The sequence below is a fragment of the Microlunatus panaciterrae genome, assembly GCF_016907535.1.
Lineage (GTDB): Bacteria > Actinomycetota > Actinomycetes > Propionibacteriales > Propionibacteriaceae > Microlunatus > Microlunatus panaciterrae.
The window spans coordinates 3,751,468-3,766,523 of the sequence record NZ_JAFBCF010000001.1 but is presented as its reverse complement, the minus strand read 5'-3'; the positions used below and the strand labels follow the sequence as shown (position 1 = coordinate 3,766,523).

At 69.1% G+C, this 15,056-nt stretch carries 15 protein-coding genes; 4 read left to right on the top strand and 11 right to left on the bottom strand.

From position 1 onward, the window contains the following. Positions 1–189: 189 nt before the first annotated feature. Positions 190–1,275 (bottom strand): branched-chain amino acid aminotransferase, encoded by a 1,086-nt coding sequence (locus JOE57_RS17200; protein ID WP_204919818.1) that lies wholly within the window; start codon positions 1,273–1,275, stop codon positions 190–192. Positions 1,276–1,359: 84 nt separating this feature from the next. Between JOE57_RS17200 and JOE57_RS17195 the strand changes: the two genes are divergently transcribed. Continuing rightward, the gene (locus JOE57_RS17195; RefSeq protein WP_204919817.1) at positions 1,360–2,415 is read left to right on the top strand and encodes a 3-isopropylmalate dehydrogenase; all 1,056 of its coding nucleotides are present in this window, start codon (positions 1,360–1,362) and stop codon (positions 2,413–2,415) included. Positions 2,416–2,564: 149 nt separating this feature from the next. Here JOE57_RS17195 and JOE57_RS17190 read toward each other — a convergent pair whose 3' ends face one another. After that, on the bottom strand, positions 2,565–2,732 hold the full coding sequence (locus JOE57_RS17190; RefSeq protein ID WP_204919816.1) for a hypothetical protein: 168 nt from the start codon (positions 2,730–2,732) through the stop codon (positions 2,565–2,567). A gap of 107 nt (positions 2,733–2,839) precedes the next feature. Between JOE57_RS17190 and JOE57_RS17185 the strand changes: the two genes are divergently transcribed. Together JOE57_RS17185 and JOE57_RS17180 are read left to right on the top strand one after the other, a co-directional pair. Further along, on the top strand, positions 2,840–3,403 hold the full coding sequence (locus tag JOE57_RS17185) for an O-methyltransferase (protein ID WP_204919815.1): 564 nt from the start codon (positions 2,840–2,842) through the stop codon (positions 3,401–3,403). A gap of 511 nt (positions 3,404–3,914) precedes the next feature. Further along, the gene (locus JOE57_RS17180; RefSeq protein WP_204919814.1) at positions 3,915–4,445 is read left to right on the top strand and encodes a hypothetical protein; all 531 of its coding nucleotides are present in this window, start codon (positions 3,915–3,917) and stop codon (positions 4,443–4,445) included. Between the two features lie 83 nt (positions 4,446–4,528). Here JOE57_RS17180 and ilvC read toward each other — a convergent pair whose 3' ends face one another. The 3 genes from ilvC to JOE57_RS17165 all read right to left on the bottom strand — a co-directional run bounded on the left by ilvC (position 4,529) and on the right by JOE57_RS17165 (position 7,940). Then, entirely contained in the window at positions 4,529–5,548 is a 1,020-nt protein-coding gene (gene ilvC / locus JOE57_RS17175) for a ketol-acid reductoisomerase (RefSeq protein WP_204920555.1), read from the bottom strand. 91 nt (positions 5,549–5,639) lie between these two features. Further along, positions 5,640–6,173, bottom strand: coding sequence for an acetolactate synthase small subunit (ilvN, locus tag JOE57_RS17170; RefSeq protein WP_204919813.1), 534 nt, complete (start codon positions 6,171–6,173; stop codon positions 5,640–5,642). Then, positions 6,174–7,940, bottom strand: coding sequence for an acetolactate synthase large subunit (locus tag JOE57_RS17165; protein WP_204919812.1), 1,767 nt, complete (start codon positions 7,938–7,940; stop codon positions 6,174–6,176). A 378-nt stretch (positions 7,941–8,318) separates the two neighbouring features. On the opposite strand from JOE57_RS17165, the gene JOE57_RS17160 reads away from it, so the two are divergent. Beyond that, positions 8,319–9,224 (top strand): universal stress protein, encoded by a 906-nt coding sequence (locus JOE57_RS17160; protein WP_204919811.1) that lies wholly within the window; start codon positions 8,319–8,321, stop codon positions 9,222–9,224. 21 nt (positions 9,225–9,245) lie between these two features. Here the strand turns inward: JOE57_RS17160 and ilvD are convergent, their stop codons facing one another. The 6 genes from ilvD to JOE57_RS17130 all read right to left on the bottom strand — a co-directional run bounded on the left by ilvD (position 9,246) and on the right by JOE57_RS17130 (position 15,029). Continuing rightward, positions 9,246–10,964 carry a dihydroxy-acid dehydratase gene (ilvD, locus tag JOE57_RS17155; protein WP_204919809.1) on the bottom strand — a complete coding sequence of 573 codons (1,719 nt, stop codon included), beginning with the start codon at positions 10,962–10,964 and terminating at the stop codon, positions 9,246–9,248. 10 nt (positions 10,965–10,974) lie between these two features. After that, complete coding sequence (locus tag JOE57_RS17150; protein ID WP_204919807.1) at positions 10,975–12,234, bottom strand: glycosyltransferase family 87 protein; 1,260 nt, start codon at positions 12,232–12,234, stop codon at positions 10,975–10,977. Beyond that, positions 12,231–12,650 carry an HIT family protein gene (locus JOE57_RS17145; RefSeq protein WP_204919805.1) on the bottom strand — a complete coding sequence of 140 codons (420 nt, stop codon included), beginning with the start codon at positions 12,648–12,650 and terminating at the stop codon, positions 12,231–12,233. Before JOE57_RS17145 ends, JOE57_RS17150 begins: the two co-directional genes overlap by 4 nt. Next, positions 12,650–13,588 carry a 2-hydroxyacid dehydrogenase gene (locus JOE57_RS17140; RefSeq protein ID WP_204919803.1) on the bottom strand — a complete coding sequence of 313 codons (939 nt, stop codon included), beginning with the start codon at positions 13,586–13,588 and terminating at the stop codon, positions 12,650–12,652. The genes JOE57_RS17145 and JOE57_RS17140 overlap by 1 nt, the downstream gene beginning before the upstream one ends. Before the next feature lie 11 nt (positions 13,589–13,599). Further along, on the bottom strand, positions 13,600–14,376 hold the full coding sequence (gene hisF / locus JOE57_RS17135; protein ID WP_204919801.1) for an imidazole glycerol phosphate synthase subunit HisF: 777 nt from the start codon (positions 14,374–14,376) through the stop codon (positions 13,600–13,602). A gap of 86 nt (positions 14,377–14,462) precedes the next feature. Continuing rightward, positions 14,463–15,029, bottom strand: coding sequence for a DUF6891 domain-containing protein (locus JOE57_RS17130; RefSeq protein WP_204919800.1), 567 nt, complete (start codon positions 15,027–15,029; stop codon positions 14,463–14,465). Positions 15,030–15,056 lie beyond the last annotated feature (27 nt).

Below are 15,056 nucleotides of genomic sequence, written 5' to 3'. Positions count from 1 at the left end.
GAACGCCACGATCCCACTGGTTGAGACAACTCGTCCAGATGCGGGCATCCGGCGCTAGCTCGTACGCCTCGCTGGAGCCCTGACAAAGCCCGGGAAACTGTCACTGAGCGGGGCAGATTTCCCTGGCTTCGTGACAGTTTCCCAAGTCGACTTGGGAAACCGACACAGGCGCAAGGGTCCAAACGGGCGTCAGACGACGCGGCGAAGCCAGCCGTGGGTGTCCTCGGACCGGCCGTACTGGATGTCCAGCAGGGCAGCGCGGATCGCGGCAGTGGTCTCCCCACCCTCACCGGAGCCGACGGTCACCTCGGTGTCGGGCGTCCTCAGACTGCCGATCGGCGTCACGACGGCCGCGGTGCCGCAGGCGAAGACCTCGGTGATCGAGCCCGCCCGCAGGCCGTCCAGCAGCTCCTCGATGGAGATCCGCCGCTCGACCGGGGTCAGCCCGTGCTCGCCGGCCAGCGTCAGGATGGAGTCACGGGTGACACCCTCGAGGATCGAGCCGTTCAGCTGCGGGGTGACCAGCTCGTTGTCGGTGTTGATCAGGTAGACGTTCATGCCGCCGAGCTCCTCCAGCCACTTGTGCTCGGCCGCGTCGGCGAACATCACCTGCTCGCAGCCGTTGGCGGCCGCCTCCTGCTGGGCGACCAGACTGGCGGCGTAGTTGCCACCACACTTCGCGGCCCCGGTGCCGCCCGGGGCGGCCCGAGCATAGGTGGTGCTCAGCCAGATCTTGACCGGGTGCACTCCTGAGGAGAAGTAGGCGCCGGCCGGGCTGGCGATGCAGCAGTAGGTGACCTTCTGCGCCGGCCGTACGCCCAGGAAGACCTCGTTGGCGAACATGAACGGCCGCAGGTACAGGCTCTGCTCCGGCGCCGTGGGCACCCACTCCACGTCCGCGGCGATCAGCGCCTCGATGCTGCCGAGGAAGTCCTCGGTGCTCAGCTGCGGCAGTGCCAGCCGCTCGGCCGAGCGGGCGAACCGGGCCGCGTTGGCCTCGGGCCGGAACAGCCACACGCTGCCGTCCGCGTGCCGGTAGGCCTTCAGCCCCTCGAAGATCTCCTGCGCGTAGTGCAGCACCGCGCTGGCCGGGTCGAGGGTGAACGGTCCGTACGGGACGATGCCGGAGTCGTACCAGCCGTCTGCGCGGCTCCAGGTGGCCACCGCCATATGGTCGGTGAAGTTCAGGCCGAACCCCGGGTCGGCCAGGATCGCCGCTCGGTCCGCAGCGGTGCGGGGGCTCGGGTTGCGGCGCAGGTCGAACGGCAAGGTCATGCGAGAAAACTAACATTCACCCCTGCCGGTCTGCGCGGTGAGACGGCACGGTCGCGGCCGGTGCGGTGTCGATACGATGCGCCGGTGGCTGACGCACAGAACCTGGCAATCATCGGTGGCGACGGGATCGGACCCGAGGTGGTCGCGGAGGGCTTGAAGGTCCTCGAGGCGGTCGCCGGTGCCCACCGGTTCAACACCACCGCCTATGACCTCGGCGCGACCCGGTGGCAGCGGACCGGAGAGGTGCTGCCCGACTCGGTGCTGGCCGAGTTGGCGCAGGCCGACGCCATCGTGCTCGGAGCGGTCGGCGCGGCACCCGGCGCGACCGACGTCCCCAGCGGCCTGCTGGAACGCGGTCTGCTGCTGAAGCTGCGGTTCGCCTTCGACCACTACGTCAACCTGCGCCCCAGCCGGCTGTTCCCCGGCGTGCCGACCCCCCTTGCCGAGAGCGTCACCGCCGGCAAGGAGGTGGACTTCGTCGTCGTCCGCGAGGGCACCGAGGGGCTCTACTGCGGCAACGGCGGCGTCGTCCGGCAGGGCACTCCGGCGGAGATCGCCACCGAGGTCAGCGTGAACACCGCGTACGGGGTGGAGCGGGTCGTGCGGGACGCGTTCGAACGGGCCACCCGGCGCCGCAACAAGATCACCCTGGTGCACAAGCACAACGTGCTGGTGAACGCCGGCGGGCTGTGGCGCCGCATCTTCGAGTCCGTGGCCACGGAGTACCCGGGTGTCACCACCGACTACCTGCACGTGGACGCGGCGACCATCTTCCTGGCCACCGATCCGGCGCGGTTTGACGTGGTCGTCACCGACAACCTGTTCGGCGACATCATCACCGACCTGGCCGCGGCAGTGACCGGCGGCATCGGACTGGCGGCCAGCGGCAACATCAACCCGGACCGCACCTTCCCGTCGATGTTCGAACCGGTGCACGGCTCGGCGCCGGACATCGCCGGTCAGGGCATCGCGGACCCGACGGCGACCATCCTGTCGATGTCGCTGCTGCTGGACCACCTCGGTCTGGCCGAGGAGGCAGCCCGGGTGGAGAAGGCAGTGATCGCCGACATCGCCGGTCGGACCGCAGGTCAGCGCCGGAGCACTACCGAGATCGGCGACGCCATCGCCGCAGCCGTATAGACGGCGACCAAACGCGGGGCTTTCTCAGGGCAGCCTTCTCAACCTGGATGGGCTCGGCTCCGCAAGCAGCAGGCGGCTCCGGCGATGGCCAGGGCTGCGGACCTCGAGTTGGTCCCCGCCCTGCCGGTGGTGAGCCAGCCTTCTCTCGGCTAGCGCTCCTCGAGCGTGCGCGCGATGACCGGAGGGGTGACCGAGTGTTCCTTGCGGGCCCGACGCCGAGGACGGTCGGTGGAGACCACCGACTGCTGGCGAGTCGGCAGGCCTTCTGCTCTCGTGTCGTCGCTCGTCTTCCAAGCGTCCGGATACATCTCGTACATGACCTAGATACTAGGACACCCAAGTATTTTTCTGACACTATGTGGGCGACGGCGTCTCGCATACCGGACAAGCCACCTCGCCAGCGCCGACCTGTCAGACTTTGAGGGTGAGTGCTCCTCCACAACTCCCTGAGCTGGTCATCCGCGCCTTGCGGATGTCGCTCGAGCGCGGCTACGTCCAGGCATCGCGATCTGAGACCGGCCGGCTGCTCGCGACACTGGCCGCCACCCGGACGGGCACCATTGCCGAGTGCGGCACAGGTTGCGGGGTCGGCGCCGCCTGGTTGCGGACCGGGGCGCCCAAGCAGACCCGAGTCATCACCGCCGAGCTCGACCCCGAGCTGGCCCACGGGGTGATGGACATGTTCGCCCACGACGACATCGACGTGATGCACGCCGACTGGACCAGCCTGGCCGAGCATGCCCCGTTCTCGCTGCTGTTCCTGGACGCCGGCAGCGCGAAGGGCGCGCCCCGCGAGGACATCATCGAGCTGGTTGAGGAAGGCGGCATGATCGTCCTCGACGACTTCACCCCCTGCCCCAGCTGGCCACCTCTCGATCAAGGCCGGGTCGATCGGGTCCGTCAGGAGTGGCTGTCCGACGAGCGCTTTGTCAGCGTCGATGTGATGGTTGCCGAGGACACCTCGGTCATCATTGCCGTTCGGCGCTGAACCCACAGCAGGCCGCCCCTGACCGGGCAGAGTCGGACCGTTCATCCACTCCACCAATGGCCCGGCCTGGGTCGGTGCACGAAGACAGGATCGGAGACGCGGGAGGCGACAGGGCTCTTCTGCCACGGCCTTGCGCGAAAAGTCGCGATGTGTCGAGTTCTCGAGCCCCATACGGCCGAACGGGCGCGAAGAGTCGCGTTCTGCCGAGTTCTCTAGCCCCACACGCCCGAACGGGCGCGAAAAGTCGCGTTCTGCCGAGTTCTCGAGCCCCACCCCCCGAACGGGCCCGAAAAGTCGCGATCTGCCGAGTTCTCGAGCCCCACACGGCCGAACAGACGCCAGAAGTCGCGTTCTGCCGAGTTTTCGAGCCCATGCCCGCGAACGGGGGCGAAAAGTCGCGTTCTGCCGAGTTTTCGAGCCCCCACCCCCAGAACGCGGCGCGAAAAGTCGCGTTCTGCTGAGTTTTCGACGTCCGGTTGGCATTGCGGCGCGGGTCAGGCATCCTGTGGCAGTGGCCCATCGCAGACACCAGGCGCTCCGTGTGATCGCCGGCATTGTGCTGATGGCGGCCTTCGTGATCATCGCGTTCGCCGTGCTGGCGCGCTATGCGGGCGGGTGGGGCGTGCCGTACTTCTCGTTCCAGACCGAGCGCGGCAGCACCTGCCGGAACACCCTCACCGGCTACCGCTGCGATGCCCTCACCCTGGCGGACCTGGAGTGGTACGCCGACGTGGACCTGCCGGACGCCACCCGGATCAACCACGCCCGCTACGTCGCTACTCATGACTACGTGGTGGACGCGGCAGTGGAGTTCCCGAAGGCCTCGGCGGCTGCCGGTCTGAAGGCGCTGCAGGCCGCGTACGGACACTGCCTGCCCGACCACTTCACCGATCTCGACACTTCCGGCCTGACCCATGTCTGCGTGATGGCCAACGATGCGGTCACCGAAGGCGGCACCCCGAGCAGCAAGCTGTTCAACGTCGGGACCGGACTGCGCAAGGACGGCGTCCGGGTCGCCTCCCTGGAGATCAAGTCCCGCTGACCTCCGCGGACCCCGAACGACGACAGCCCGCCCGTCTCCGGCAGGAGACGGGCGGCCCGAGGTGCGACTGAGTCGGGCCGAGATCAGCGCGCGGCGGTGCCCTCGACGTAGTCGTCGTCGTGGCTCTTCACCCAGGCCATCAGACCGCGCAGCGTGCGCCCGGTCTCCTCGATCGGGTGCTTCTCCCCCGCCTCGCGGAACTTCTTGAACTCCGGCGCACCGGCATCCTGGTCGTCGATGAACCGCTTGGCGAAGGTGCCGTCCTGGATGTCGGCCAGCACGCCCTTCATGCTCTCCTTGACGTGCGCGTCGATGACGCGTGGCCCGGAGACGTAGTCGCCGTACTCAGCGGTGTCAGAGATGCTCCAGCGCTGCTTGGCGATGCCGCCCTCGTACATCAGGTCGACGATCAGCTTCAGCTCGTGCAGGCACTCGAAGTACGCCACCTCGGGCTGGTAGCCGGCCTCGATCAGCGTCTCGAAGCCAGCCTGGATCAGTGCGCTGGCGCCACCGCAGAGGACGGCCTGCTCACCGAACAGGTCGGTCTCGGTCTCCTCGGTGAAGGTGGTCTTGATGCCGCCGGCACGCAGACCGCCGATCGCCTTGGCGTACGACAGGGCCAGGTCCCAGGCCTTGCCGGTGGCGTCCTGCTCCACCGCGACCAGCACCGGCACGCCCCGACCCTCGGAGTACTCACGCCGCACCAGGTGCCCGGGGCCCTTGGGTGCCACCATGGCGACGTCGACGCCCTCCGGCGGGGTGATGTAGCCGTAGCGGATGTTGAAGCCGTGGCTGAAGAAGATCGCGTCGCCGGGGACCAGGTTGGGCGCCACCGCCTCGGCATAGACCTTGCGCTGGACCGGGTCCGGGGTCAAGATCATGATCAGGTCGGCCTCTTCGCAGGCCTCGTACGGCGTCAGCACCCTCAGGCCCTGGGCCTCAGCCTTGGCACGGCTCTTGCTGCCCTCCTGGAGGCCGACGCGGACGTCGACGCCGGAGTCGCGCAGGGACAGCGCGTGAGCGTGGCCCTGGCTGCCGAAGCCGAGGATGGCGACATTGCGCCCCTGGATGAGGGACAGGTCGGCGTCCTTGTCGTAAAACATCTCTGCTGGCACTGAAGTGTTCTCCTTGATACGAAAGTGATCTTGAACGGAAAATGATGTTGCTGGGGAGTTGACGGGCAGGGTGACTATCTCAGACGGCTCTCACCGACTTCGGCCGATCCGGACGCAGTGCCCGGTCGGTGATCGAACGGCTCCCCCGGCCGATGGCGACCAGCCCGGACTGGACCAGCTCGCGAATGCCGAACGGCTCCAGCAGCCGCAGCAGGGCCTCGAGCTTCTCCGGACTCCCGGTCGCCTCGATGGTGATCGCGTCCGAGGCCACGTCGACGGCCTTGGCCCGGAAGAGCTGGACGATCTCCAGCACCTGGCCACGGACCTCGGGATCGGCCCGGACCTTGACCAGGATGAGCTCACGCCGCACCGAGCCCGGGTCCAGCTCGACGATCTTGAGCACCTCGATCAGCTTGTTCAGCTGCTTGGTGAGCTGTTCCAGCACGATCTCGTCGACGGTGACAACCAGAGTGATCCGGGACATCTCGGGGTGCTCGGTCGGCCCGACCGCCAGCGACTCGATGTTGAACCCGCGGCGGGAGATGAGGCCGGACACCCGGGCCAGGACGCCGGGCTTGTTCTCGACCAGGACGCTCAGGGTGTGGGTGTTCACTCAGATCTCCTCGTCCCATTTCGGTGCCATGTCACGGGCGACCTTGATCTCGTCGTTGCTGGTCCCAGCGGCCACCATCGGCCAGACCATGGCGTCCTTGTGCACCACGAATTCCACCACGACAGGCATGTCGTTGATCGACAGGGCCTTCTCGATCACCGCGTCGACCTCCTCCGGAGTCTCGGCGCGCAGCCCGACGCAGCCCATCGCCTCGGCCAGCTTCTGGAAGTCCGGCACCCGGTTGGTCTTCAGGTCGGTGTTGGAGTATCGGCCCTGGTAGAACAGGGTCTGCCACTGTCGCACCATGCCGAGGCTCTGGTTGTTGATCACCGCGATCTTGACCGGGATCCCTTCCAGGGCACAGGTCACCAGCTCCTGGTTGGTCATCTGGAAGCAGCCGTCGCCGTCGATCCCCCAGACCACCGAGTCGGGTACACCCACCTTGGCGCCCATCGCGGCGGGCACGCAGTAACCCATCGTCCCGAGGCCACCGGAGTTGAGCCAGCGGCCGGGCCGTTCGAACGGCAGGTAGTGCGCTGCCCACATCTGGTGCTGGCCGACGCCGGCGGCGTAGTAGGCGTCCGGGCCGGTGAGCTCACCGATCCGCTGGATCACGTACTGCGGCGACAGGCTGCCGTCCTCGGGCAGGTCGTAGCCGGTCGGGTAGCGCCGCTTGAGATCCTGCAGATAGCTGCTCCACTCCGACAGCCGCGGCAGCTGGTCCGGGGACGCCTTGAGCAGGCTGATCAGCTCGGTGATCACCTCTTTGCAGTCACCCACGATCGGCACGTCGGCGACCCGGTTCTTGGAGATCTCGGCCGGGTCGATGTCGGCATGAATCACCTTGGCCAGCGGCGCGAACGACGACAGCTGTCCGGTCACCCGGTCGTCGAAGCGGGCCCCGAGCGAGATCAACAGGTCGCTGCGCTGAAGGGCCCCGACCGCGGCCACCGTCCCGTGCATCCCCGGCATGCCCAGGTTCTGCTGGTGGCTGTCGGGGAAGACTCCGCGCGCCATCAGTGTCGTCACGACCGGGATCCCGGTCAGCTCGGCGAGCTCCTTCAGCTCGGCCGACGCGCCGGCCTTGACCACCCCGCCCCCGACGTAGAGCACCGGGCGGGTGGCGGCACTGATCAGCTTCGCCGCCTCCCGGACCTGTTTGCCGTGCGGTTTGGTGACCGGACGGTAGCCGGGCAGGTCCACCTGCTGGGGCCAGTGGAACGGCGCGGTGGCCTGCAGCGCGTCCTTGGTGATGTCGACGAGCACCGGGCCGGGACGGCCGGTGCTGGCGATGTGGAACGCAGCCTGGATGGCGCCAGGGATGTCCTCGGCGCGTCGGACCAGGAAGTTGTGCTTGGTGATCGGCATCGTGATGCCGGTGATGTCGGCCTCCTGGAAGGCGTCGGTGCCGATCGACGGGCCGGCGACCTGGCCGGTGATGGCGACGATCGGGACGGAGTCCATGTAGGCGTCGGCGATCGGGGTGACGAGGTTGGTCGCGCCCGGGCCGGAGGTGGCCATGCACACACCCACCTTGCCGGTCACCATCGCATAGCCCTGGGCGGCGTGTCCGGCACCCTGCTCGTGCCGCACCAGGATGTGCCGGACGAACTTGGAGTCGTAGAGGGGGTCGTACGCCGGCAGGATGGCGCCACCGGGGATACCGAAGACGACGTCGGCACCGACCTGCTCGAGCGACTTCACGAGTGATTGTGCGCCGGTCAGCACTTCTGCTCCCTGGCGCGGTTGGTCGTCGCTGTCAGCCATCGGCTCTCCTTGTTGTGCCCGGCGCTTCCGGGGGCCGCGCCGGTCTGTCTAGTGTGGATGTTACGCCTGGGGTCCTGGACCCTCGTACCAAGAAAAAACCCCCGGCCGCCGGATGGCAGACGAGGGAGCGTGTCGGTGGCTGAGGTGGCTCAGTCGACACGCTGGCTAACTACGAGAATCTGGGTTGCAGGTTGCACATACTCACGATCGCCCATCCTGACAGGAGTGTCAACCAGCGATATGCCGGGTCTCGGAATCTGGTCCCGCCGTTGACGCCGGGACCAAGGTCCCGGCAGACGGGGACCGGCGCCTGATGCCATCCGAGCCTGTTTGACGATAGAACAGAAGAACAGAGCCCCGCTGGAAGACGGAGGAGACATGGCAGCACACCTGGTGGTCGGGATCGACGGCTCGAGCGAGAGCGGCATCGCCCTGCGCTGGGCGGCGGCCGAGGCCGAACGACGCGGCCTGGCGCTCCGGCTCATCCATGCCCTCAACGTGCCGATCGTCGCCGACCCGTACGGCAGCCCGGTCGCGCTGCCCCGGGTCAACGAGCTGGAGAAGTACGCCGAGAACCTGCTCACCGTCGCCGCCCGCAAGGCGCACACTCCCGGCTCGGAGGTGGAGATCACCACGAAGTTCGAGATGGGCTCCCCCGCCGCGGTGTTGCTGAAGGCCTCCCACGACGCGGCCGGTCTGGTGGTCGGCAGCCGAGGGCTCGGGTCGATCGGGGCGGCCCTGATCGGCTCCGTTAGCGTCCGGCTGGCCGGCAAGGCCGCCTGCCCCGTGTTCATCATCCCGCCCGAGGTGGCGACGGCCGGGCCTATAACCGGGCCGGTCGTGGTGGGCGTCGACGGATCCATCTTCAGCGATGCGGCGCTGCGGGTCGCCCTCGACGAGGCGGCGCTGCTCGGCACCTCGTTGCGCGCCGTCAGTGCCTATCACCTGCCCTGGCTGGCGATGCCGACCGAACCGCGGCTGATCTCCGAGTTCGACGAGGCCGAACGCGAGTACGCCACCAAGGTCGTGCACGAGGCGCTGGAGCGGGTCCGCACCGACGCCGACGCAGCCATCCCGGTCGAGGTCCGGGTGGTTCGGGGCCAGCCGGCCGAGGCCATCATCGACGCCAGCCGGGACGCCGCCCTGACCGTGGTCGGTTCTCGCGGTCACGGCGCGATGAAGCGGATGCTGCTCGGGTCGATCAGCCGGGCGGTGCTGCAGGAGGCCACCCGGCCGCTCGCCATCGTGCACGTGCACAAGAAGGACTCCCCGCGCGAACGCTGATCGGGCGCCGGCGGGCGGGGCTCAGCTGCAGATCGCTCCCACGTTGGCGGACTGGACCAGCTTGGCGTACTTGGCCAGCACGCCCCGCCGCACCGGTCGCGGTGCCGGGGTCCAGCTGGCCCGTCGCCGCTCCAGCTCGTCCGGGTCGACGTCCACGTCGAGGGTGCCCTCGGCCACGTTCAAGGTGATCACGTCGCCGTCGTTCACCAGCGCGATCGGTCCGCCCTCGGTCGCCTCCGGGGCGATGTGGCCCACGCACAGGCCGGTGGTACCGCCGGAGAACCGACCGTCGGTGATCAGCATGACGTCCTTGCCCAGCCCGGCACCCTTGATGGCACCGGTGATCGCCAGCATCTCGCGCATCCCCGGTCCGCCCTTGGGACCCTCGTAACGGATCACCACCACATCACCGGCGGAGATGGTGCCGTCCTCCAGCGCGTCCATCGCGGCCCGCTCGCCGTCGAAGACCCGGGCGGTGCCGCTGATCACGTCGGTGTCGAACCCGGCGCTCTTCACCACCGCACCCTCCGGCGCGAGCGACCCGCGCAGGATGGTGATGCCCCCGGTCGGGTGCATCGGGTTGTCCAGCGCCCGGATGATGGTGCCGTCGATGTCCGGCGGGGCGATGTCGGCCAGGTTCTCCGCCATCGTCTTGCCCGTCACGGTCAGGCAGTCGCCGTGCATCAGACCGGCGTCCAGCAGGGCCTTCATCACGACCGGCACGCCGCCCACCCGGTCCACGTCGTTCATCACATAGCGCCCGAAGGGCTTCAGGTCGCCCAGGTGCGGGATCGACTTGCCCACCCGGACGAAGTCGTCAAGGCTCAGGTCGACCTCGGCCTCGTTGGCGATGGCGAGCAGGTGCAGCACCGCGTTGGTGGAGCCGCCGAAGGCCATCACGACGGCGATGGCGTTCTCGAAGGCTTCCTTGGTGAGGATCTGCCGGGCGGTGATGCCGCGACGCAGCAGCCCGACCACCGCCTCGCCGCTCTTGCGGGCGAACCCGTCGCGGCGACGGTCCACCGCCGGCGGCGCGGACGAGCCCGGCAGCGCCATCCCGAGAGCCTCGGCGGCGCTGGCCATGGTGTTGGCGGTGTACATCCCGCCGCAGGCGCCCTCGCCCGGACAGATCGCCTTCTCGATCTCGGTCACCTGCTCCCGGCTGATCAGGCCGCGTACGCAGGCGCCGACCGCCTCGAAGGCGTCGATGATGGTGACGTCCTTGTCCCCCACCCGGCCGGGCATGATCGAGCCGGCGTAGAGGAACACCGAGGACAGGTCGAGCCGGGCCGCGGCCATCAGCATGCCGGGCAGCGACTTGTCACAGCCGGCCAGCAGCACCGAACCGTCCAGCCGCTCGGCCTCCATCACCGTCTCCACGGAGTCGGCGATGATCTCCCGGCTGACCAGGGAGTAGTGCATCCCTTCATGGCCCATCGAGATGCCGTCCGACACCGAGATGGTGCCGAACTCCAGCGGGTAGCCGCCGGCCGCGTGCACGCCGTCCTTCACCGCCTTGGCCAGCCGGTCCAGCGACAGGTTGCAGGGGGTGATCTCGTTCCAGCTGGACGCGACCCCGATCTGCGGCTTGGCGAAGTCGTCGTCGCCCATCCCGACCGCACGGAGCATGCCCCGGGCTGCGGTCGCCTCCAGCCCGTCGGTGACGGTCCGGGAGCGGGGCTTGATGTCCGGGCCGGTGCTGGTGGTGGTCTCTTCGGGGGCTGAGGTGTCGGCGGTCATGGGGGCAAATCTAGCCGGACGCCACGGGCGCCGAGACAGCAGATCTGGATACCGAGACCAGCTGCCAGGCCAACCCGGCCACCAGCAGCACGCCGAGGGCAGGCCCCAGGTTGGCGATCAGCTGCTGGCCGAAGCTGAAGTGCCGTTCCCGGCCACCGCCGTACGGCAGCGCCGCCAGCGGCAGGCAGACACACACCCACAGCACCCAGAACGCGGCGACGCCGCGGGCCCACCTCGGCAGCGGGTGCCGACCGACCCGCGGAAGCACCACGGCCACCGCCATCGGCAGGATCCAGACATAGTGGTGGGTCCACGACAGCGGGGAGGCCAGGCAGGTGGCCAGCCCGACCAGGGCGACGGCGAACACCTGCTGGCCGCGCCGCCACCAGTGCGCCGCGACCAGCACGCTCACCAGGGCCACCGCCGCCGAGAACGCGAGCCCGGCCAGGGTGGTGACCTTGGAGGTGTCCCCCAGCCGGAAGAACACCCCGAGCAGCGACTGGTTGCCGGTGTACAGCGGCGAGGCGGTCCGGGTGTTGCCGCCCGACAGACCGCCCCAGAAGGCCAGCGTCTCCTTGAACAGCAGCATCGCACCGACGGCCGTGAAGGCCAGGAAGGAGACGATCGCCGTAACGGCCGTCCGCCGCCTGCCGATCAGGAACGCGAAGACGACGAAGAGCGCCGGCGTCAGCTTGATCGCCGCGGCCAGACCGATCAGGGTGCCACGCGGGATGCGTCGGCGCTCCCCGGGCACGTCCGGCAGCAGGTCCGCCACCACCAGCGCCATCAGCAGGGTGTTGACCTGGCCGTAGCCGAGGGTGGTGCGGATCGGCTCCACCGCCAGCACCACCGCCACCCCGACCAGTGCCAGCTTCCAGCCGCGCGGCACCCCGCAGCGCCGGAGCACCGACTGCTGGGCCCAGACCAGCCCACCGGTCCAGATGACCTGCCACATCGCGTACGGCCCGAAGGCGAGCGGCCACATCAGGATGGCCGCGATCGGCGGGTAGATGAAGTACAGGTTCCAGAACGGCGTGGTGGTGGCGAAGATGTCCTTGCCCGCCAGCATGTCCTTGACCGCGTAGACGTACACCTGCAGGTCGATGGTGGACGGATGCCAGGGCCAGAACCTGCCGTAGGCGATGATCACCGGCAGCAGCACCAGGGCGACGACGAACGGCGGCACCAGCTCGACCAGGGTCCGGCTCACCCGGTCGCCGGTGCCGGGCCTCGGGCGGGCGACCGGCAGGGCGTCCTGGCGGCTGCTCATCGGCCACCGGTGATCTGCGCCAGAACCTGGTCCAACTCGGCGTCCGACGTCTGCCGGGGACCGATCATCGACCGGATTCCCGGCGCGTCGGCGTAGCGCGGGATCAGGTGCACGTGCAGGTGGAAGACCTCCTGCCCGGCGACGGCTCGCGACGACGACAGCAGGTTGAGACCGTCGGCCTGCAGGGAGTCCACCAGCAGCCGGGAGCAGGTCTCGATCGCCGGCGCGATCTCGGTCAGCGCCGGTGGCTGGTCGAGGAGGTCGCTGACGTGCCGCTTCGGGACCACCAGGGTGTGGCCCCGGTGCCAGGGACCGATGTCGAGGAACGCGTAGGCATGATCGTCCTCGTACACCCGGCGGGACGGGATCTGCCGGGCGACGATCCCGCAGAACAGGCAGCCCCGATCGGCGCTCATCAGCCGTCCTCCCAGTCGATCTGGTTGGCCAGCGGCTCACCGGCGGCGAACCGGCGCAGCTGGGCCGCGACCAGACGGTCGGCTCGCGGAAAGAAGGCGGTGCTCGGGCCACCCACGTGCGGCGAGATCAGCACCCCCGGCGTGGTCCAGAGCGGGTGCTCGGGCGGCAGCGGCTCCGGATCCGTGACATCCAACGCCGCCCGCAGCCGGCCGCCGGCCGTCTCGGCGAGCAGGGCGTCGGTGTCGACCAGACCGCCGCGGGCCACGTTCACCACCAGCGCGCCGTCCGGCAGCCGGGCCAGCAGCTCCGCGTTCAACAGCCCCTGCGTCTGGGGGGTGAGCGGAGCGACAACCACCAGGACGTCCACCTCGGGCAGCAGGTCGGGCAGCTCGGACACCTTGTGCACGACCGGATCCTCGCGGGCATGCCGGGCCACCCGGGTGAGGGAGGCCAGTTCGAAGCCGGCCAGCCGTCGCTCGATGGCTGCCCCGATCCGGCCGTAGCCGAGGATCAGCACCCGCCGGTCGGCGAGCGCGATCCCGAGGCTCGGCGCCCAGCGCCCCACCGACTGGTTGCGGGCGTAGTCGTCCAGGTGCCGGCCACTGGCGAGTGTCAGGGCCACCGCGAGCTCCGCGGTGCTCGCGTCGTGGACGCCGGCGGCGTTGCACAGTGTCACCCCGGCGGGTAGCAGCGGGACGAAGTTCTCGTAGCCGGCGGTCAGCGTCTGCACCACGCGCAGGCTCTTCATCTCGGCCGCCCGCTCCAGCACCACCTGGGCGTCCTTCATGTAGGGCAGGACGTACAGCTCCACGTCGGCGATGGACGCCGGCATGGGCTCCCCTTGGGCGGTGAACAAGGCCACCTCGACCCCGTCCGGGATGCCGCCGAGGCGCCGTTCGGCCTCCTCGAGGCTGTCATAGGGCAGCCAGACACGCATACAAGACCTCTCTAGCTCGTGACCGGGAGACGCACGGGATAACCGGCCGCCTCCAGGGCGGCCTTCACCTCGCCGATCCGCAAGGTACCAAAGTGAAAGACACTGGCGGCCAGCACGGCGTCAGCACCGGCCGCCACTGCCGGCGGGAAGTCGTCGGCCCGGCCGGCGCCACCGGAGGCGATCAGCGGGACGTCCACCACGGCACGGACGGCGCGGATCATCTCCAGGTCGAACCCGCCGGTGGTGCCGTCAGCGTCCATCGAGTTGAGCAGGATCTCCCCCACCCCGAGCTCGACGCCGCGGCGGGCCCACTCGAGCGCATCCAGCCCTGCGGTCGTGCGGCCGCCGTGGGTGGTGACCCCGAATCCGGACGGCTGGCCATGCTCGCGCCGGGCGTCGACGGACAGCACCAGCACCTGGTTGCCGAACCGCTGGGTGATGTCGGCGATCACCTGCGGACGGCGGATGGCTCCGGTGTTGATGGCTACCTTGTCCGCGCCGGCCCGCAGCAGCACGTCCACGTCGTCGACGGTGCTGACCCCACCCCCGACGGTGAGCGGGATGAAGACCGACTCGGCGGTCCGCCGGACCACCTCCAGGGTCGTCTCGCGACCCTCCACCGAGGCGGAGATGTCCAGGAAGGTGAGCTCGTCGGCACCCTCGCGGTCATACACCGCGGCCAGCTCCACCGGGTCGCCGGCATCCCGCAGGTCGGTGAAGTTGACCCCCTTGACGACCCGCCCACCGTGGACGTCAAGGCAGGGGATCACGCGTACGGCCACCGTCATGCCCCAACCCTAGAGGACCACTCCGCAGGGGCCGAAAACGCCGTCTCCCGCCCTCACCGGCAGCCGTGCGGAGTGTACGGACGCGGCTAGTGCTGGTGGTGCGGGTGCCGGCGCCAGGTCATCGACACCTCGATCCGGCCCTCGTCGAAGACGGCCGAGAGACCATGCTTCGCCAGCAGTTCCAGCACCGTGGCCAGCTCCGGGTCGGCGGCGACCACGTTGGACGTGTCGGGATGCCAGACCTTGAGCTCGAGCATCCCCTCGGTGATGGCGTGGAAGACGTCAGTTTCGGTGAAGAAGACCACCCCCACCACGTCCTCCGGGTTCGCCTTGAGCGCCCGGGAGGCGTCGAAATGGTCCTGGCAGTTCTCCAGGGTCAGGAAGCGTCGGTGCCGCAGCTCACGCAGCACCTCGCCGAGGGCGTCGTTGTCGGTGCGCTCCGGCCAGTGGCGCAGCTCCTCGTTGAGCTCGCTCTCGGCCTCGGCCACGAACTGCTCGGCGAGCCTCTCGGCCTGCGCCGGATCGTCGACCTCGGCCCGGATGAAGTTGCCGACCTCCACCAGCATCCGGCTGCGGTGCAGATAGGCCGCACGCACCACCAGTCGGGCATAGTCGGCGAGCTCCTGCAGAGTGCGGTCATGCCTCAGCGCCATGGCTCCATCCTACGGCGGAGCGGCCAC